The organism is Myxococcus sp. NMCA1 (genome assembly GCF_026810205.1).
Taxonomy (GTDB): domain Bacteria; phylum Myxococcota; class Myxococcia; order Myxococcales; family Myxococcaceae; genus Myxococcus; species Myxococcus xanthus_A.
Map to the genome: position 1 here is coordinate 3,289,473 of NZ_CP113950.1, position 18,408 is coordinate 3,307,880.

General features: G+C 67.8%; 12 protein-coding genes. 6 read left to right on the forward strand and 6 right to left on the reverse strand.

All coding sequences use genetic code 11. The annotated features are described in order from the left end of the window. The first annotated feature begins 19 nt into the window (after positions 1–19). Genes hppD through OZ403_RS14220 form a run of 3 tightly spaced genes read left to right on the forward strand, consistent with a single transcriptional unit; the run spans position 20 to position 2,840 of the window. Entirely contained in the window at positions 20–1,084 is a 1,065-nt protein-coding gene (gene hppD, locus OZ403_RS14210; RefSeq protein WP_140798073.1) for a 4-hydroxyphenylpyruvate dioxygenase, read from the forward strand. Between the two features lie 30 nt (positions 1,085–1,114). Continuing rightward, a complete protein-coding gene (gene hmgA / locus OZ403_RS14215; protein WP_140790308.1) occupies positions 1,115–2,452 on the forward strand; it encodes a homogentisate 1,2-dioxygenase in 1,338 nt (445 codons plus the stop codon). 7 nt (positions 2,453–2,459) lie between these two features. Beyond that, a complete protein-coding gene (locus tag OZ403_RS14220; protein WP_140798074.1) occupies positions 2,460–2,840 on the forward strand; it encodes a Rieske (2Fe-2S) protein in 381 nt (126 codons plus the stop codon). Positions 2,841–2,849: 9 nt separating this feature from the next. On the opposite strand, the gene OZ403_RS14225 is transcribed toward OZ403_RS14220, so the two are convergent. The 3 genes from OZ403_RS14225 to prtB form a co-directional block, all read right to left on the reverse strand. After that, entirely contained in the window at positions 2,850–4,256 is a 1,407-nt protein-coding gene (locus OZ403_RS14225; RefSeq protein WP_268784411.1) for an MATE family efflux transporter, read from the reverse strand. Positions 4,257–4,679: 423 nt separating this feature from the next. Then, positions 4,680–5,507, reverse strand: a complete 828-nt coding sequence (locus tag OZ403_RS14230; RefSeq protein ID WP_268784412.1) for a trypsin-like serine peptidase — start codon at positions 5,505–5,507, stop codon at positions 4,680–4,682. Between the two features lie 3 nt (positions 5,508–5,510). Continuing rightward, complete coding sequence (gene prtB / locus OZ403_RS14235; RefSeq protein ID WP_140790312.1) at positions 5,511–6,308, reverse strand: M57 family metalloprotease PrtB; 798 nt, start codon at positions 6,306–6,308, stop codon at positions 5,511–5,513. 433 nt (positions 6,309–6,741) lie between these two features. Between prtB and OZ403_RS14240 the strand changes: the two genes are divergently transcribed. Next, complete coding sequence (locus OZ403_RS14240) at positions 6,742–7,914, forward strand: DUF6068 family protein (protein ID WP_268784413.1); 1,173 nt, start codon at positions 6,742–6,744, stop codon at positions 7,912–7,914. Between the two features lie 333 nt (positions 7,915–8,247). After that, a complete protein-coding gene (locus tag OZ403_RS14245) occupies positions 8,248–9,369 on the forward strand; it encodes a hypothetical protein (RefSeq protein WP_268784414.1) in 1,122 nt (373 codons plus the stop codon). Positions 9,370–9,496: 127 nt separating this feature from the next. Here OZ403_RS14245 and OZ403_RS14250 read toward each other — a convergent pair whose 3' ends face one another. After that, a complete protein-coding gene (locus OZ403_RS14250) occupies positions 9,497–10,276 on the reverse strand; it encodes a TetR/AcrR family transcriptional regulator (protein ID WP_268784415.1) in 780 nt (259 codons plus the stop codon). Positions 10,277–10,442: 166 nt separating this feature from the next. On the opposite strand from OZ403_RS14250, the gene OZ403_RS14255 reads away from it, so the two are divergent. Then, entirely contained in the window at positions 10,443–12,692 is a 2,250-nt protein-coding gene (locus OZ403_RS14255; protein ID WP_140798080.1) for an ATP-binding cassette domain-containing protein, read from the forward strand. 205 nt (positions 12,693–12,897) lie between these two features. Here OZ403_RS14255 and OZ403_RS14260 read toward each other — a convergent pair whose 3' ends face one another. Both OZ403_RS14260 and OZ403_RS14265 read right to left on the reverse strand, forming a co-directional pair. Next, entirely contained in the window at positions 12,898–17,565 is a 4,668-nt protein-coding gene (locus OZ403_RS14260) for a MupA/Atu3671 family FMN-dependent luciferase-like monooxygenase (protein WP_268784416.1), read from the reverse strand. A gap of 40 nt (positions 17,566–17,605) precedes the next feature. Then, positions 17,606–18,385, reverse strand: a complete 780-nt coding sequence (locus OZ403_RS14265) for an alpha/beta hydrolase family protein (protein WP_237080346.1) — start codon at positions 18,383–18,385, stop codon at positions 17,606–17,608. Between the last annotated feature and the right edge of the window lie 23 nt (positions 18,386–18,408).

Below are 18,408 nucleotides of genomic sequence, written 5' to 3' on the forward strand. Positions count from 1 at the left end.
AACGCACGGAGGCGGCGTCATGGCGGATACGGCAGAGAACCCTCTTGGGCTGAATGGCTTCGAGTTCGTGGAGTTCACCAGCCCCCAGCCAGAGGTGATGGAGCGCCTCTTCGAGCGGCTGGGGTTCACCGCGTACTCCAAGCACCCGTCCAAGGAACTGGTCCGCTACAAGCAGGGCGGCATCAACCTGCTCATCAACCGCGAGTCCGCAGGACAGGCCGCTGAGTTCCGCGCGGAGCACGGTCCGTCCGCCAGCGGCATGGCCTTCCGCGTGGCGAACGCGCGCAGCGCCTACGAGATGGCCCTGGAGCGTGGCGCCAAGGCGGCGGACCCGGAGCGGGGCTCGCTGGGCGAGGGCTCCTATGTCCTGGAGGGCATCGGTGGCAGCCTGCTGTATCTGGTGGACCGCCACGGGGCGATGGGGTCGCTCTATGACACCTGGCAGGAGATTCCGGGCGCCGAGGAGGCCGAGGCGAAGAACAGCGTGGGCCTGGAGACGCTGGACCACCTGACCCACAACGTGCGCCGCGGGCAGATGCGCACCTGGTCGTCCTTCTACAACCGCATCTTCGGCTTCACCGAGCAGAAGTACTTCGACATCAAGGGCCAGGCCACGGGCCTGTTCAGCCAGGCGATGATCGCTCCGGACAAGGCCATCCGGATTCCGCTCAACGAGAGCCAGGACGACAAGTCGCAGATTGAAGAGTTCATCCGCCAGTACAAGGGCGAGGGCATCCAGCACCTGGCGCTCACCACGCCGGACATCTACGACACCGTGGAGCGGCTGCGCGCGCGCGGCGTGGCGCTGCAGGACACGCTGGAAACCTACTACGACCTGGTCGACAAGCGCGTCCCCAACCACGGCGAGGACCTGACGCGGATGCGCAAGAACCGCATCCTCATCGACGGCAGCGAGGACGAGGGCCTGCTGCTGCAGATCTTCACCGAGAACCTCTTCGGGCCCATCTTCTTCGAAATCATCCAGCGCAAGGGCAACGAGGGCTTCGGGAACGGCAACTTCCAGGCGCTCTTCGAGTCCATTGAGCTGGACCAGATTCGCCGCGGCGTCATCAAGGTCGACTAGTCCGCGCGCCGCGCTTGCGAGGAGAATCCGGTGACTACCCAGCCTTCCTCCGTGGTGTCGCCGGGGAGCGTCCTCAAGACGGCTCCCGGCGCCTATCTGTCTGGCTTCGGCAACGAGTTCGCCACCGAGGCGGTGCCCGGCGCACTGCCCGAGGGACAGAACTCACCCCAGCGGGCGCCCTTCGGCCTCTATGCCGAGCAGCTGTCGGGCTCGGCCTTCACGGCCCCGCGCCGGGAGAACCGGCGCTCCTGGCTGTACCGCCTCCGGCCCAGCGCCAACCACCCTGCGTTCCAGCCGCTGGCGCAGGGGCTCTTGCGCAGCGGGCCCTTCGACGAGGTGCCCGCCTCGCCCAACCGCCTGCGTTGGAGTCCCCAGCCCCCGCCGGCCCAGCCCACTGATTTCGTGGACGGGCTCGTCACCTACGCGGGCAACGGGGACGCGGCGTCGGGCGCGGGCATCAGCATCCACCTGTACGCGGCCAACCGCTCCATGGTGGACCGGGTGTTCTTCGACGCGGACGGCGAGTTGCTCATCGTCCCGCAGGCGGGGCGGCTGCGGCTGGTGACTGAGCTGGGCGTGCTGGACGTGGCGCCGGGCGAAATCGCGCTGGTGCCGCGCGGGGTTCGCTTCCGCGCGGAGCTGCCGGAGGGCCAGGCCGCCGGCTACGTCTGTGAGAACCACGGTGCGTTCTTCCGCCTGCCGGACCTGGGGCCCATTGGGGCCAATGGACTGGCCAACCCGCGCGACTTCCTGACGCCGGTGGCGGCCTTCGAGGACGTGGACCGGCCCACGGAGGTGGTGCAGAAGTTCCAGGGGCGGCTGTGGTCGGCCCGGTATGCGTACTCTCCGCTGGACGTGGTGGCGTGGCACGGGAACCTGGCGCCGTACAAGTACGACCTGGCCCGCTTCAACACCATCAACACGGTGAGCTTCGACCATCCGGATCCGTCCATCTTCACGGTCCTCACGTCGCCCAGCGAGGTGCCGGGCACGGCCAACTGCGACTTCGTCATCTTCCCGCCTCGGTGGATGGTGGCCGAGCACACCTTCCGGCCGCCCTGGTTCCACCGCAACGTGATGAGCGAGTTCATGGGGCTGGTGCACGGCGTCTACGACGCGAAGGCGGGCGGCTTCGCGCCGGGCGGCGGCTCTTTGCACAACTGCATGAGCGGCCATGGCCCGGACCGGACCAGCTACGAGCAGGCCGTCCAGGCGGACCTGCAGCCTCACAAAATCAAGGACACGCTGGCCTTCATGTTCGAGTCGCGCTGGGTCATCCGTCCCACGCGCTTCGCCATGGAGTCACCGGCGCTTCAGCAGGACTACGACGCGTGCTGGGCGGGCTTCCAGAAGGCGAAGTTGCCTTGAGGGCCGCGTGAGCACGGGAGGGGAGACGGCGGGGCGCAAGCGCGTCTGGTCGACGCCGGCCAACGTGAAGCTGCTCCCGGTGAGCGCCCTGGAGGACCCCGGGGCGCGCAACCTCGTCCTCCAGATTGGGGACGCCTTCTTCCACGGCTTCCTGGTGCGCAAGGGTGACGCGGTCCACGGCTACGTGGACCGGTGTCCCCACGCGGGCCTGCCGCTCGCGCGCGAGCTGGACCGCTACCTGACGCCCGACAAGGGGCTCATCGTCTGTGCGTGGCACGGGGCCCTGTTCCAGGTGGAGGACGGGCTGTGCGTGGGCGGGCCGTGTTCGGGTGGCCGGCTCACGCCGTGGCCGGTGACGGTGCGCGACGGCATGGTCGTCACCGGCTGAGCACGCGGCTCAGGCGGGCGCGGCGACGGGCGTGGCTTCCGCCTCCGCGACGGGGGAGACCAGGGCCTGCTTCTCCCAGGCGCGGCTCTTCCAGCGCAGCCACATGGTGATGCCGCGCACCCATTCGTCCGCGGCCACCGCCATCCACACGCCGGCCAGTCCCAGGCCCATGTGGAAGACGAGGTAGTAGCCCAGCGGCAGGCTCATGCAGACCATGGACGCGATGCCCATGTAGACGGTGAACGTCGCGTCACCCGCGGCGCGCAGGGCGTTGATGAGCACCAGGTTGAAGCAGCGCCCCGTCTCCAGGGCCAGCCCGATGACGATGACCTGCGCTGTCATCCGGACGATGTCGGTGTTTTCGGTGAAGAGCGAGACGATGGGGACGCGGAGGAGGACGACGGCCACGTCCACCACCAGGGTGATGGCCAGGCCCCACTTCAGGCTGCGCAGGGCCTGCTGGAACGCGTCGTCGGCGCGGTTGGCGCCCACCAGCCTGCCCACGATGATGGACGTCCCCATGCCGATGGCCAGGCTGCACAGGAAGACATACTGGGAGATGGCGTGTGCGTACTGCCGGGACGCCAGCGCCACCGCGCCCAGGAACGTCACGTAGTACAGGAACACCGTCTGGCAGCCCTGGTAGGTGGCCTGTTCGAAGGCGGAGGGCAGGCCGACCTTGAGAATCTTGCGGACGTAGTCTTTGGAGAACGTCACGTAGTCGCGCGGCGCCATCTTCACCGGCATCACCCGGTACAGGACGTAGACGAAGACGCCCAGCGCGATGGCCCGGCTCACCACGGTGGAGATGGCCGCGCCCGCCACGCCCATCGCGGGGAAGCCGAAGTGGCCGGCGATGAGCACGTAGTTGCCACCCACGTGCAGCACGTTCATCCCCAGCGAGACGAACATGGACGCGCGCGTGAAGCCGTAGGTGCGCAGCAGCCCGGCGAAGACGTTGATGAGGGCCTGGAGGAACAGGAAGCCGCCGACGATGTGCAGGTACGTCTTGGCGTACGCCAGCATGTGGCCCTGCAGGTTCATCCCGCCCAGGATGGCATCCCCGCTGAGCAGCAGCCCCGCGCTGACGGTGATGCCGAGCGCGAGGTTCAGGGTGACGGCGATGGCGGAGATGCGCGCGGCCTCTGTCTGCCTGCGCGCGCCCAGGTACTGGGCCACGACGATGGCCGCGCCGTGACCCACGACCTCCATGATGAGGATGCAGATGAAGACGTACTGATTGACGACGCCCACCGAGGCGACGGCGTCATCCGACACGCCGCTGAGCATCAGCGTGTCCGCCGTGCCCATCATCATGAAGAGCAGCAGCTCCAGGAAGATGGGCCACGTGAGCCGGAACAGCCCCAGCGACGGTGAGGCGTGTGGATCCGCATTCGGGGATGCTGCGACTTCCATGGGGCGTCGACTCCGAGAGGCGGGCGCGGCAATGCCTCGCCTCTCGCCAGCGTCTCGCATGTCGCGCAGAGCGCGTCGAGTGACATCGAGATGTGGGCGCCGCTGCTTGATTTGTGTTCAAACAGCAGGGGCCTCTTGCTCGTCTGCCCGACGGCCGTTGGCGCGGTGAGGCGTGCGGATGATGGCCACGGTTTTCCGTGGCAACGCGGCCTCATCTTGGTTGCCAGGCGCCGAGAGCAAGCGGCTGACCGCTCGTTCGCCTCATGGAGTCCGCATCGTGTGCGGGGTGACACAAGGTGGGCGACAGCGGCCCTGACGACATCGGCGCACCCGGGGCTCCAAGGCCTGCCGCTGACCGGTGACAAATCGCACCGTCCGGTGAAGATGACCCTCACCGTTCTGGTGCAGTCGTGGGCCCGGAACTCAGGGCCCAAGTCGCGCGTGTGGAGCGTCCGCCCCTTCCGTGCGCGTCGCCGTGGATGGCTCGGTGATGTCGTCGTTTTGCAGATACGCGGAGGCTTCGACGATGGCTTCCGCGGTCACACCCCGGTTGGAGCCCCGGCCGTTGACTTCACAGTCTCCGTCGGTGTGGACGCCCAGCAGGTGCCCTTGCCGGTTGAGTACGCCAGCGCCCGAGCTGCCGACCAGCGTGTCCAGGTCTCTGTAGAAGATGAGCTGGTTGCACGAGTCCAGGTACCGGCCCTCGGCAATGACCTTGGGCCGTCCGCGGGGGTGCTGGATGATGACCAGTTGCTCGGTGGCCTGGGCCGTCAGCGGGATGGGGGTGACATCCGGGATGACGTCGAGCTGGATGAGCGCATAGTCCGGCTCTATCGACTGCTCGATGACGGTGCCCTCCGTAATCAAAGGGTCGCCGTCCGCGTTGTCCTCGAAGTTGAAGACAATCAGCGGGATGTCCCCGGCGTTGACACAGTGGCCCGCGGTGAGCACCACGGGGCCCGCGCTTGCTTTAATCAGCGTGCCGGTGCAGCGCCCGTCAATGAACACGACGGCGTCTTCCCTGTCCTGGATGACGTCCGAGAACTCGCCCACGTAGCTGTTGATGGGGGTGAAGTCGAGCTTCGGACCGCACTGCGTGAAGGCACGAACCTCCGGTCTGGCGGGTGGCTCACAGACCGCAGGCTCGGTCGGCTCGGACCGTCCTCCGCAGGCGGTGAAGCCCAGGAAGACGGTCCCAGCGAGGAGCGAACCCCACAGCGTCACGCGGAAGTCTGAGGGGTGTCGCGCCATGACTCAGTACAGGTACTGGAGCGCCGTGACGTCGGAGCTCATGAAGTTACCCGTCTCGGACGAGCTGAAGCAGGAGTTCATGAGCGAGCCGCCGCGGGTGGCCGTGGACGGCGTGCCGGGGATGTGGATGGCGCCCACGCCCGCGGCGCCCTCGTTCTGGGCCGCGCCGCCGCAGCTGATGCTGCGGTTGTAGTAGTCAGAGTGGCGCAGGCCCACGGCGTGGCCCAGCTCGTGGGTCACGACGTGCTCGACCACGGCCACGCCGTAGGTGGCGGTGCCGGTGCCGATGTTGATGATGCCGTAGGGACGGCCGCCGGAGGGGAAGCCCGCCGAGCCGCCAGCGCCGGACGTCGTGCGCGCGGAGATGGTCGCGCTGCAGCCGGTGCCGCCGCGCTGCATGGTGAACGACAGGCCCAGCGCGTTGTAGTTGGCGATCGCCCGGTCAAGGGCGGACATCAGCGTGGTGTTGCCGGCGTACGCGGAGTTCGGGACGATGCAGATGCGGGTGATGGAGGCGGCGACGAGGTTCGTCGTGCGGAACTGCTCCTGCGTCTTCAGGTCCGTCTGGAGCATCTCGCGGGAGGCCTCGAGCGTCACGTGCGCGTCGCGGCCCACGTACACCTGGCCGTCGGAGACCAGGATGTCGTCCGCCGGGAAGCCGGCCTCGACCAGGTTGGAGATGATCTCATCGTGCTCGTGCTGCGAATCGGCCTGCATGTCGGTGCCGCAGCCCGTCAGCATCATGCTGCCGGTCACCGCGAGGACTGCAGCTCCCTTGAACATCTTCTGGAACATGGGCATCGGAGATTCCTCGTCCGTTTTGACTGCGGGGGGACGCGCCGTCCGCCTGGTATCCACCAGCCGCGGCGAGACGCGTCCCGGCCCTTGAGCAAATGGTAGGCCAATGAGTCCCGCAGAATGAGAAACCCGAAATCGTTGACTAGCGTGGAGTACCTGCGCTCCAGGCCCGCGTCACGGGCACGTAAACAGAGTTGACGCCAGCCGCCGCAAACCCGCGTGCCCACTTCGGATTCTCTGGAAACGGCCGGGCGTTTCGAAACCACACAGTGATGTCTGGTTATCGGTCACTTGCCCCATGGGGCAAAGACACCCCAGGCATGATCTGACACAAGTGAAAACAAACTACAGCCCTGTAATGGGGTGAGAATGGACACACTCGTCTGACGAGAGGTGCGCGTGAATACACTGTCGGTGTATCCAGTCGAATATGCAAATGCGCCACGTCACCTGTCCTGTCGCCGCGCTGCTGGGCGCGGCCCTGTCGTTCCTTCCTGGCTGTGGGAGCACGATGTCAAGCAATCCCTCGCCCATTGACGCTCAGAGCCAGACCTCCACTTCTCAGCAGTCCGCGGAGGCCTGGAAGCGTGCCCGCGTGGGCGATCGCGTCACCTATGCCTTCTCCGCGACCCAGGGCCCTACACCCGGTGAGGCTGACGCCGCGCGCACGCTCGATGGCCAGTTGACGCTGGACGTCGTGTCCGTCCAGCAGCCCTGGGTCTACGTGCGGGTCGCCTTCACGGACGCGGCGGGCAATCCGTTGACGCAGACGCGGCTGGCGCAGGACCTGGTGGTTCCCGTGCGCTCGGACATGACGCGCTCGCTGGACGTGCCGCGTCCAGGGCAGGTGACGGCGGAGCGTCCTTCCTTCTCCGGGCGCAACTGGGAGGCCACTCGCTATGTCAGCGATCAACGGCCCGTGGATGGTCCACTGCGCACGCGCGTGTATGCCAATGATTCGGCATTGCTCTACCTGACGCGCGGCCTGCTGGAGGCCAGCACCGAGTCAGCTGGGTTTCGGACGCCGGGCGGCGTCAGGCTGTCGCTGCGTGAGTTCCAGGAGGGCTCCACCGAGGCCAGTGCCCCCACGCCCGCGCTGGAGCGGCCCCTGGGGCCCGGCGCGTACTACGACAGGAAGGTGGACATGGCGCCCACGCACGAGGTGCTGCGCGTGTGTTTCACCGCGGAGCGCGGCTACATCCTGCGCGCGGAGGGCCCCTTGGGCACTGGGAGCGAACCGTGCGCCGACTTCTCCCAGGCGGAGCCTGAGGCCCTGGAGGAGGTGGTGATGGGCCTTCCTTGGGAGGCGCTGGTTTCGGGCGAGTGGCCTCCCTCCAAGGACGGCGCCCGTGGCACCTTCACCGTGGGAGACCGGAACGTGCCCTCCATCACGGAGCAGCGCACGGAGGACCTGGAGGGCACGCGGCACGTCTTCATGGACACCTACGCGGCGGAGACCTGGGCGCCGGGGCTCGCGGGCCTGCCGTATGAAGCGCGCTTCCAGTCGCTCTCCAGCGGCTCCGAGCGCGTGGGCCCGGGTGGGCAGCGTGAGTCCGCGGGCGGCAGTCGGATCGTCCAGTGGGGCCCGTGGCTCGGCGGGCAGCCGTGACGGCTCGGTAGTCTCCAGACAGATGCCCCATTTCGAGCGCGCCGGGGCAGGCGGCCGGAATGGGGCGCTGCTGGAGGTACCAGGCCTATCGTTGGAGACATTGGCCTGGGCCATGGGGGACAGCGACATCACGGCGGCGACAGCAGCAGCTCCAGGGCGCAGACGGCGCATGGTGACATCCCTTCTGGGAGTGGCGCGCGCAGCCTGATGATTGAATGAATGGCTGACAATTGTGTGTATCGCGTATGTGAGAGGGTATTCGGTGACCTGTTGAGGTTTCCCGAGGGGCCATTGCGCAGAGCGGAGCTACACTGGGTGCGGACTGGAGGCTTCATGCACCTTGAGAGATTTCGTCGGCTGCCCGCGCTCGTGCTTCTCGGACTTTCCTTCGCCGGTGGGATGGGGTGCTCGGAGGACGACGGGGGCGTGGATATGCCCAACCCCCTGACGAATCCCAAGGACGGGCCTCCCGCCGGGAATCAGAACCCGGAGGCCACGTGCGCCATCCCGGCCGAGGCCGGCCTCGCGGACGTCTCCCGGCCCACCACAGTCGTCGGCACGGGAAGCTCGGAGAGCTGTACCAGTGACGCGTTCATCCAGGCCGTGGCGAAAGGCGGGGTCATCACCTTCGACTGTGGTCCCGAGCCCGTCACCATCACCCTGAAACGGACGGCGAAGATCTTCAACGACACGGGGCCGGAGATCGTCATCGACGGCAAGGGGCTGGTGACGCTGAGCGGGGCAGGGCGGCACCGCATCCTGTACATGAACACCTGCGACCGGGACCAGGTGTGGACGACCGCGCACTGCCAGGACCAGGACCACCCCCGGTTGACACTGCAGAACCTGACGTTCGTGGACGCCAGCTCCAAGACAGAGACCGAGTTCGACGGCGGAGGCGCGGTCTGGGTTCGCGGCGGGCGCGTGAAGGTCATCAACTCCCGGTTCTTCAACAACGTTTGCGCGGACGTGGGGCCGGACGTGGGAGGCGCCGCGCTCCGTGTGTTCAGCCAGCACCGGAACCAGCCCGTGTACGTGGTGAACACGACCTTCGGTGGAAAGGCTGGTTACGGCGGTGCCTGCTCCAACGGCGGTGGCATCAGCAGCATCGGCGTGTCGTGGACCCTCATCAACAGCCTGTTCTCCCACAACCGGGCCGTCGGCAATGGCGCGAATCCCGCGCGTCCGGGGACGCCGGGTGGGGGCAGTGGCGGGGCCATCTACAACGATGGCAACACGATGACGCTGTCACTCTGTGGTACGCGGATTGAGCACAACGAGGTCAATGCACACGGCAGCGCCATCTTCTTCGTGAGCAACGACCACTCAGGGGACATCCGCATCGACCGCTCTGTGATTCGGAACAACGTCGGCGGATCGTGGTACCCGACGCATCCACAGATTTCGAATCACGATGACACGCCTATTGTTGTGACGAACTCCACGATTGAGTGACGAATCGCCCGTCTGCCTCACAGTCACTCCGCCTCGCGTCTGAAGAGCGCAGGGCGGAGAAGGGAGATGGTCCCTCCCGTCGTAGGCCATCCAGCCACAACAACCTTGACGCTCACTGCCTGGGGACTCAGCGCCGCTTCTTTCCCGTTGCCTTGCCGTCGATGAACACCGCCAGTCCATCGAGCACGCGCTTGAGACCGAAGGCAAACGCCCCCCTGGGGTCGTGCGCCCCGTAGGTCTCTCCCGCGGTCTTCCCGACGCGGGACAGGACGGGGTAGGGCGTGAAGTCGACGGTTTCGAGGAAGGGGGCGACGCGGTACCACCACTCCTCGTCCGTCATGCCGGTCAGGTCCTTGACCATCTTCTCCCGGGCCGCGTTGCGGACCGCGCCGTGGACGTAGTCGAGGACCAGGGTGATGATCCGGTCCATCTCAAGGTCCGTGAGCCCCAGGCCTTCCATGGCACTCAACGCGATGTCGGCGGAACGGAAGGTGTTCGGGCCCAGCACGGTGCGGTGCGTCGCGAGTGGAATCACCCACGGGTGGGCCAGGTAGAAGTCGCGATAGTCCGTCGCCACCCGCGTCAGGTTGGCGCGCCAGTCTGCGGGCTTGAAGACGGGCCGGTCCTTCAGGATTTCGCCGGACACGACATCCATCATCAAGTCCAACAGCTCGGCCTTGCCGGGGATGTGCGTGTAGAACGACATGGGGGAGATGCCCACCGCCTCCGCGACGCGGCGCGTGCTGACCGCTTCGAGTCCCTCGGCATCCGCGATGGTGACGGCGGCTGACACCAGCTCCGCGACGCTGGCCTTCGCCTTCGGGCCGCGCTTCGGCGCCTCGGTCCGTCCCCATAGCAACTGCATTGATTTCAACGGGTCGCCCCGGCCGGAAATCTCGTCGCTCATCCGTACCTCAGGATAACTATTTACAGTGTACGGGGTTGTTGTGCTAAACCTCGTGCGCCGTACGAAGTTACGGCGTGACTGAAAAGATGTCGAGCGATTTGCGGGAAGCCCGTTCGTGGGCGTGCCGCGTCCGCGGGCAGGGCGTCACACTAAGGAGAAGCCAACCATGTACGGCTCCATCAAGATTCGCGGGGCACGCGAGAACAACCTGAAGAATGTCTCGCTCGACATCCCCAAGCGGAAGATCACCGTCTTCACGGGCGTCTCGGGTTCGGGCAAGTCGTCCCTGGTTTTCGGCACCATCGCGGCCGAGAGCCAGCGGCTCATCAACGAGACCTATCCGGCCTTCGTGCAGCAGTTCATGCCGCACTACGGCCAGCCGGACGCGGAGAGCCTGGAGAACATCTCCGCCGCCATCATCGTGGACCAGCAGCGGCTGGGCGGGAACTCACGCTCCACGGTCGCCACCGTCACGGACGCCGCGCAGATGCTCCGCGTGGTGTTCTCACGCCTCGCCGAGCCGCACCTGGGCAGCCCGGGCCTCTATTCCTACAACGACCCTCGGGGGCTCTGTTCCGAGTGCGAGGGCATTGGCCAGGTCGCGTCCATGGACATGGACGCCGTCATCGACAAGTCCAAGTCCCTCAACGAGGGCGCCATCCTTCCCAGGGACTACGCGGTCGACAGTTGGTATTGGGCCATCTACGCGCGCTCGGGCTACTTCGACGTCGACAAGAAGCTGTCCAAGTACACGAAGGAGGAGCTGGAGAAGCTCCTCCACCTGGACGACGGCCGGAAGATCAAGATCGACAAGATGAACCTCACCTACGAGGGCCTTGTCCCCAAGCTGCGCCGGACGCTGGGCTCGAAAGATCCTGAGACGGTCCAGCCGCACGTCCGCGCCGAATACGAGCGCATCTTCACCCGCGCCATCTGTCCTTCCTGCAAGGGTGGGCGGCTCAACCAGGCCGCGCTCGGCAGCCGCATCCAGGGCAAGAACATCGCGGAGTGTTCCGCGATGCAGGTGTCGGACCTTGCCGCGTTCGTCCGGAAGATTGCCGCTCCCTCCGTGGGGCCCATGTTGGAGGCACTGGCCCACCGGCTCGACAACCTGGTGACCATTGGCCTGGGGTACCTCAGCCTCGACCGCGAGAGTTCGACGCTGTCGGGTGGAGAGAGCCAGCGGGTGAAGATGGTGCGGCACCTGGGCTCCAGTCTCACCGATGTGACGTACATCTTCGATGAGCCCAGCGTGGGGCTTCACCCGCACGACGTAGGCCGGCTCGCGGGCCTGATGCAGCAGCTGCGCGACAAGGGCAACACCGTGCTCATCGTGGAGCACAAGCCGGACATGATTGCCATTGCGGACCATGTGGTCGACATGGGGCCCAAGGCCGGCAACAAGGGTGGACAGGTCGTCTTCGAGGGCACCTACGAGGGGCTGCTGACCTCGGGCACCCTCACGGGCAACCACATGAAGAAGCACCAGCCGCTGAAGACCACGCCTCGAAAGCCCACGGGGCAGCTTCAAATCAAGGGCGCCCGGCTCAACAACCTCCAGGACCTGTCCGTTTCGATTCCGCGAGGTGTGCTCACGGTGGTGACGGGCGTGGCGGGCTCGGGGAAGTCGTCGCTGATTCAGGGCTGCCTGCCCAAGGCGTACCCGGAGACCATCATCATCGACCAGAACCTGGCTCGGGGCTCGCGCCGCTCCAACACCGCCACGTACACTGGCATCCTCGACAATGTCCGCAAGGCGTTCGCCAAGGCGAGCAAGGTGGATGCCGCGCTGTTCTCCGCCAACTCGAAGGGGGCCTGCCCGGACTGCAGTGGCCTGGGCGTCATCTACACGGACCTGGCGCACCTGGACCCGATGGTGACCCTCTGCGAGACGTGCGAGGGCAAGCGGTTCACCGAGGAGGTGTTGGCGCACCGGCTGCGCGGCAAGTCCATCAGCGACGTCTACGAGATGGCCGTCAGTGACGCGGTGGCCTTCTTCACCGAACCGGCGATCGCCAAGATCCTCCAGGGGCTGGATGACGTCGGGCTCGGCTACCTCACGCTGGGGCAGCCGCTGTCGACACTGTCGGGCGGTGAGCGCCAGCGGTTGAAGCTCGCCGCCGAGCTGGGCCGGTCCGGGAACATCTACGTGCTGGATGAGCCCACCACGGGCCTGCACATGAACGACGTGGACACGTTGATTGGCCTGTTCGACCGGTTGGTGGACGCCGGGTCGACTGTCATCGTCATCGAGCACAACCTCGACGTGGTGTCCCGCGCGGACTGGGTCATCGACCTGGGGCCGGGGGCCGGGCATGAGGGCGGCCAGGTCGTCTTCGAGGGGCTTCCGGCCCAGCTCGCGGCGCACAAGCGTTCACTGACCGGGCAGCACATGGCCCGCCGAGGCAAGGCGTAGCGGCGGACCCGCCGGAGCGGCGCGAGACGCCTCGCACCGCTCCGGTCGAGTCGTGCGGCTCAGTCCTTCGCAGGCTCCAGCTTCCAGGGGACGAGGCGATACCCAGCAAGGCTTTGAAACGCATGAGGCACTCCAGGAATCGTGGAAGCGGCCTGTCTTTAATTACAGGCCGTTCCTGGAGTGCGAGTCTTGCGGCAATGAACGTCTACCGGCGGCGGCGCTGCTGCATCGACCGGCGAGCCGCGGCCCGGGCCTCACCGCGCGCCGCGACTTCCTTGAGCGCTTCTTCCTCGCCGCTGTCACCCGACAGGAACCCGGAGAGGGCGCGGATGGTGGGGTAGCGGAACAGGTCCACCAGCGTGAGGGGCTTCTCCACCTGGGCCTTGAGCTTCTCCAGCACCTGCACCATCAGCAGCGAGTGGCCGCCCAGGTCGACGAACTTGTCCTCCACGCCGACCTTGTCGAGCTTGAGCACGTCCTGCCAGATGCCGGCAATCAGCGCCTCCGTCTCGCCTTCCGGCCGGACCAGCTCCCCGCGCGCCTGCGCCTGCTCCGGAGGTGGCAGGGCCTTGCGGTCCACCTTCTTGTTCGGCGTCTGGGGGAAGGTGCTCAGCGTCACGAAGGCTTGCGGCACCATGTACTCGGGCAGCCTCGTGCGCAGGAACTCGCGCAGCGCGTCCGCCGCGGGCGGCTCGCCCGGCTTCGCGATGAGGTAGGCCACCAGCCGCTTGTCGCCCGGGATGTCCTCGCGGACGATGACAACCGTCTCCCGCACCGCGGGGTGTTCGCCCAGCCGGGATTCGATTTCGCCCAGCTCGATGCGGAAGCCGCGCACCTTCACCTGGTGGTCCAGCCGGCCGATGTACTCCACCAGACCGTCGTGCCTCCACCGCGCGGCATCACCGGTGCGGTACATCCGCGCGCCCGGCTGGGAGGAGAACGGGTCCGGCACGAAGCGCTCGCGGTCCAGCTCCGGACGGTGGTGGTAGCCCCGCACCACGCCCTCGCCGCCGATGTACAGCTCACCCGCCGCGCCAATGGGCAGCGGACGCTGCTGCGCATCCAGGATGTAGAGCTGCGTGTTCGCGATGGGCGTACCGATAGGGACGCCTTCGCCCACGTTCTTCACCGGGTGCGTGGAGGACCAGATGGTCGTCTCGGTGGGCCCGTACATGTTGATGACGTCGCCGGACACCGTCTCGGAGAGCTGTCGCGCCAGCGGGACGGGGAAGGCCTCGCCGCCCACCATCATCTTCTTCAGCCGCTTGAGGCCCTCACGCGAGCGCTCTTCGGCCAGCAGCATGCTCGCCTGGGACGGCGTGCACTGGAGGTGCGTCACCGCGTGACGCTCCATCAGCGCGGGGATGGAGCCGTCGAGTTCGGGCTCGGCGCCCGGCTGGCCCACGCCCGAGTTGGCGCGCTGGCGCACCTCGGCCAGCAGTGGCAGGTGCTTCATCACCAGTTCCGTGGGCACACCGAAGTCCACGAGGCAGGCAATCTCGTCCACGTCCAGGCCCTTGAGCCGGTCCACGAGCGCGACGCACGCATCCACGCTGCCGAACAGGCCGGAGGACTGGAAGTAGCGCTCGAAGGAGAAGTCGAGCAGCGCGTCCATCTCCTCGGCGGACAGGTGGTCGGTGCCGAAGTTGCCGTTGGCCAGCGTCGTCTGCGCCTTGAAGGCCGGGAAGCTCCAGGCCGCCTCCTTGATGAGGCCCACTGACGACTTGAGGTACGACTTCATCGGCTCGCGGACGACCTCCTTCACGGAAGCCTCGGAGTCACCGACGAAGGTGTGCAGCATCAGCGACACGATGCCCTTGCCGGGGTGGCCGGCCTTGGCCCACGTCTCCCGGTAGAGGGCAATCTTCTGCGCCACCTCTTCCACCGACTGGCCCAGCAGGTGGGTGAGGACGTGGCAGCCCGCGCGCGCCGCCTCCTCGAAGGTCTCCGGGTTGCCCGCGGTGGTGACCCAGATGGGCAGTTCCTTCTGCACCGGGCGGGGCAGGGTGCGCAGCTTCACGGTGTGGCCCGTGCCGCTCTTCGTCTCCAGCGCCTCGCCGCGCCACAGCCGGCGCACGTCTTCAATCTGCTGGAACATGATGCGCTTGCGGTCCGGGAAGCTCTCCGGACGCAGCGCGAAGTCGTTGGGCTGCCAGCCCGCGGCGAACGAGATGCCGACGCGGCCGTGGGAGATGTTGTCCACCACGGACCAGTCCTCGGCGATGCGCAGCGTGGGGTGCAGCGGCGACACGAGGCTGCCGGCGCGAAGCTGCACGTTGCGCGTCACCGCCGCCAGCGCGGCCGACGTCACGGCCGGGTTGGGGAAGAGTCCGCCGAACGCGTGGAAGTGGCGCTCCGGCGTCCACACGGCGCAGAAGCCGTTCGTGTCCGCGAAGCGCGCGCTCTCCATGAGCAGGTCATAGCGGCCCTCGGGACGCTCGCCTTCATCACTGGAGAAGTAGAAGAGACTGAACTCCATGGCGCGCGAGGCGTGCTTGCCGGCCTGCGCCGCGTCGTGCCGCTCCGCGTGCAGCACCACCGTGAAGCCGCGCGTGAGCGTCCAGAGCAGCTCCAGCACGGAGATGTCGAAGTTGAGGCTCGTCACCCCCAGCCAGGTGCCGCGCTCCGTGCCCAGGCGCTCGTCCATGCCAACGCCGAAGTTCACGACGTTGCGGTGTTCAATCATCACCCCCTTGGGCTTGCCCGTGCTGCCCGAGGTGTAGATGACGTAGGCCAGGCTGTCCGGCGTGGCCGGCGGCGTCTGGGCCTCCGGCGCGGCGGCGATGCGCTCCCACTGCTGGTCCACCGCGAGCACGGCCTTCGCCGTGGACGGCACGCGCGACAGCAGCCGCTCCTGAGTGAGCACCACGTGGCAGCCCGCGTCCTCCTCCATGAACGCGATGCGCTCGGCGGGATAGGCCGGGTCCAACGGCACGTAGCAGCCGCCTGCCTTGTGCGTGGCCAGCACGCCCACCATCATCTCCAGCGAGCGCTCCATGAAGATGCCCACGCGCACGTCGCGGCCCACGCCCGCGCCGCGCAGGTGCCGTGCGAGCACCTCGGCGCGCGCGTCCAGCTCGCGGTAGGTCAGCGAGGTGCCCCGGCAGATGAGCGCGGTGTCGTCCGGCGTGCGCCGCGCCTGGGCCTGGAAGAGCGAGGCCAGGGTGGCGTCGCGGGGGAAGTCCCGCCGCGTGTCGTTCCACCGGGCCAGAAGCTGGCGCTCCTCCGCGCCCAGCAGGTCATGCTCGCCCACCGCCTTGCCCGGCGCGTCCCGGAGCGAGGCGAGGAACGCGTTGAGCTGCCGCGCCACGTCGTCCACGCGGGCCTTGTCCACGCGCGTGGCATCGAAGTGCAGGTGGGCATGGCGGCCCTGGGCGTCCACGTCAACGACGAGCGCCGCGCCGCCCACGGCGGGGTTCGCCGCGCCGATGCGCAGCGCGACGGGATACGCCACCTCGCCGCCGTGGCGCTGGAGGTTGGAGAGCTGGGCGGAGCGGCCCAGGACGTCGCGCGCGAGCACGCCCTTGTCGCGCAGCTGCGTCAGCGCCTTGCGGAAGGCACCCGCGGCCTGCTCCGGCGCATCCTTCATCGGCAGCTCGATGCGCAGCGGGAGCTGCGAGGCGAAGAAGCCCTCCACACCTTCGATGCGGGCGCGCGTGGACGCATCCGCGTAGCCGACGTCGAAGCGGGGCTCGGGGGACAGGCGCGCCAGGAACGCCACGGCGGTGAAGAGCAGCCGCTCCTCGGGCGGCAGGTCCGTGACCCAGCCTGGGGCAAGGTCGCTGGCCTCGAACTTCAGCGTGTGCGTCCCCACGTCCTTGGAGCTGCCGCCCAGGAAGGACAGGTCCGGTGGCGCGAGCGTCTCCATGCGACGGAGGAAGAACGACTCCGCCTTGCCTGCCTGCGTGCCCACCTCGGTCAGCCGGGCGCGCAGCTCCGGAGCGGCGGCGGGCAGGACGTCACCCCGGGCCAGCATTCGCGCGCCGAGCACGTCGGCCCACGACAGCGGCGCGCCGCACAGACCCTTGGGGCCCTTCAGCGTGAGGTCTCCGCCCTGGAGCGCCACCGTCAACGCGTCACCCTCGATGTCGAGCACGGTGCCCGGGGCGGACTCGGATGCCGGCTCGGAGCGTCGGGCCTCGGAGATGGCGATGGGCCCGTTGCCCAGCCACACCTTCGCGAAGGACAGCGGGTTGGGGTAGCCGCCGTAGTCGAGCGCCGACACCAGCGCGTGCGCCACGTCCACGTCCCCGTGGAGGTCGAGGACGCCCGCGGCCTCCGGACGCTGCGCGAGGCCGAAGTAGCTGCGCTGCGCGAAGTCCTGTTCCTTCGTCTCGGACGTGCCCGCGACCAGCTCTTCCGCGAGCTCCGCGAAGGTCTCCATGCCCAGCGTGTAGCAGCGGGCATTGAGGCTGAAGGCCGTCTCACCGGGGGCGATGTCGAAGAGGCGCTGCTTGAGGATGCGGCCCTCGTCCGCGCCCTTCGTCATCTCGTGCCACGTGACGCCGTGCTGAGGCTCCCGGTTCAGCAGCGCCCACGACGTGACATTGAGTCCGGCGTAGCGGGGCAGCGGGCCGTCATGGAAGTTGATGGCCATGCGCCGGGGCAGGCGCAAGATTTCGTCCTTCACCATGCTCAGGTTGACGATGCTGAAGAGCCAGTCGAAGGGCGCCTGGGACAGGAAGGGCAGCACCTGCTCGCCGGGCGGCACGTGCGGCACGCCCTGCTCCTCCGCCCACTTCTGGAGCGCGGGCTCGCGCGTGACGAGCCCGAGAATCCGGACGCCGCGCTCGGTGAGGGCTTGTGCACAGGGAACGACGAGGGTGCCCTCGCCAATGATGAAACAGCTGGGCGACTCCGGAGCCGCGCTCATTCAGTGCCTCCTGCGTTGCTGCGATTCGGGTGTTCCCCGCTCACAAGCCCAGGCCCTGCCGGGCGTCGGCGAGCGCGGGGGGATGCTTCAAAAGCTCGGCGTGCCCGATACCGGGGTACGTCTTGAGGGGGACGCGAAGCCCACGGCTGACGCGCTCGCCCTGGGCGGGAGGCAGCGCGCTGTCGGCGCCTCCATGCAGCACGAGCGCGGGCGGGAGTCGCTTGGGTAGCAGCAGCGGCTGGTTGTCATACCGGTGCCGCCCGACGAGGCTGCCGATGAGCCCCGTGCGCCCCACCTTCATCGCCTGGAACGGCGCGAACAGCACCAGTCTCCGGGCGGGCGTGTCCTGCGCACGAAGCGCGTGGGCCGCCGCGAGCGCCGACATGGTTCCCATGGAGAAGCCCACGAGGTGGATGTCCTGCGCCGCGGCAGGATGCGTCTCCGTCAGCCAGCGCATGGCGCTCGCGGCGCTGTCACGGAGTGCTTCGGGGGACGGCTTGCCTGGCGAGCCGTCGAAGCCAGGGGGCGCGATGGCGGCCAGCCCGAGCCCACGGCCTTCGTCCAGCGACAGCAGGACGGACTTCGCCTCCGCGAGGTACCCCGGGGTGTTGCCGCCGAAGTACACCAGCCACCGTGTCTCACCGGCGGAGGGAGGCCGCGTCAACGCGACGAGCCTGGGCGGTGCGTCGGGTCCCGTCACCGTCCATCCATCGGAGGTCAATCTCGCCCGCTCCTCCGCCGACAGCGGCGCGCCGGTGTAGGGGAACGGGCCCGGGAGATCCGCGTCTTCTCGAGACAATCCCAGCATGAGGATTCCCATCGCCAGCACGCCAATGGTGATCA

Coding starts and splice junctions, on each gene's coding strand:
- OZ403_RS14240 (WP_268784413.1), top strand. CDS start 6,742: ATGCGCCACGTCACCTGTCCTGTCGCCGCGCTGCTGGGCGCGGCCCTG.
- OZ403_RS14230 (WP_268784412.1), bottom strand. CDS start 5,507: ATGGCGCGACACCCCTCAGACTTCCGCGTGACGCTGTGGGGTTCGCTC.
- OZ403_RS14245 (WP_268784414.1), top strand. CDS start 8,248: ATGCACCTTGAGAGATTTCGTCGGCTGCCCGCGCTCGTGCTTCTCGGA.
- OZ403_RS14255 (WP_140798080.1), top strand. CDS start 10,443: ATGTACGGCTCCATCAAGATTCGCGGGGCACGCGAGAACAACCTGAAG.
- OZ403_RS14225 (WP_268784411.1), bottom strand. CDS start 4,256: ATGGAAGTCGCAGCATCCCCGAATGCGGATCCACACGCCTCACCGTCG.
- OZ403_RS14250 (WP_268784415.1), bottom strand. CDS start 10,276: ATGAGCGACGAGATTTCCGGCCGGGGCGACCCGTTGAAATCAATGCAG.
- OZ403_RS14260 (WP_268784416.1), bottom strand. CDS start 17,565: ATGAGCGCGGCTCCGGAGTCGCCCAGCTGTTTCATCATTGGCGAGGGC.
- OZ403_RS14265 (WP_237080346.1), bottom strand. CDS start 18,385: ATGGGAATCCTCATGCTGGGATTGTCTCGAGAAGACGCGGATCTCCCG.
- prtB (WP_140790312.1), bottom strand. CDS start 6,308: ATGCCCATGTTCCAGAAGATGTTCAAGGGAGCTGCAGTCCTCGCGGTG.
- hppD (WP_140798073.1), top strand. CDS start 20: ATGGCGGATACGGCAGAGAACCCTCTTGGGCTGAATGGCTTCGAGTTC.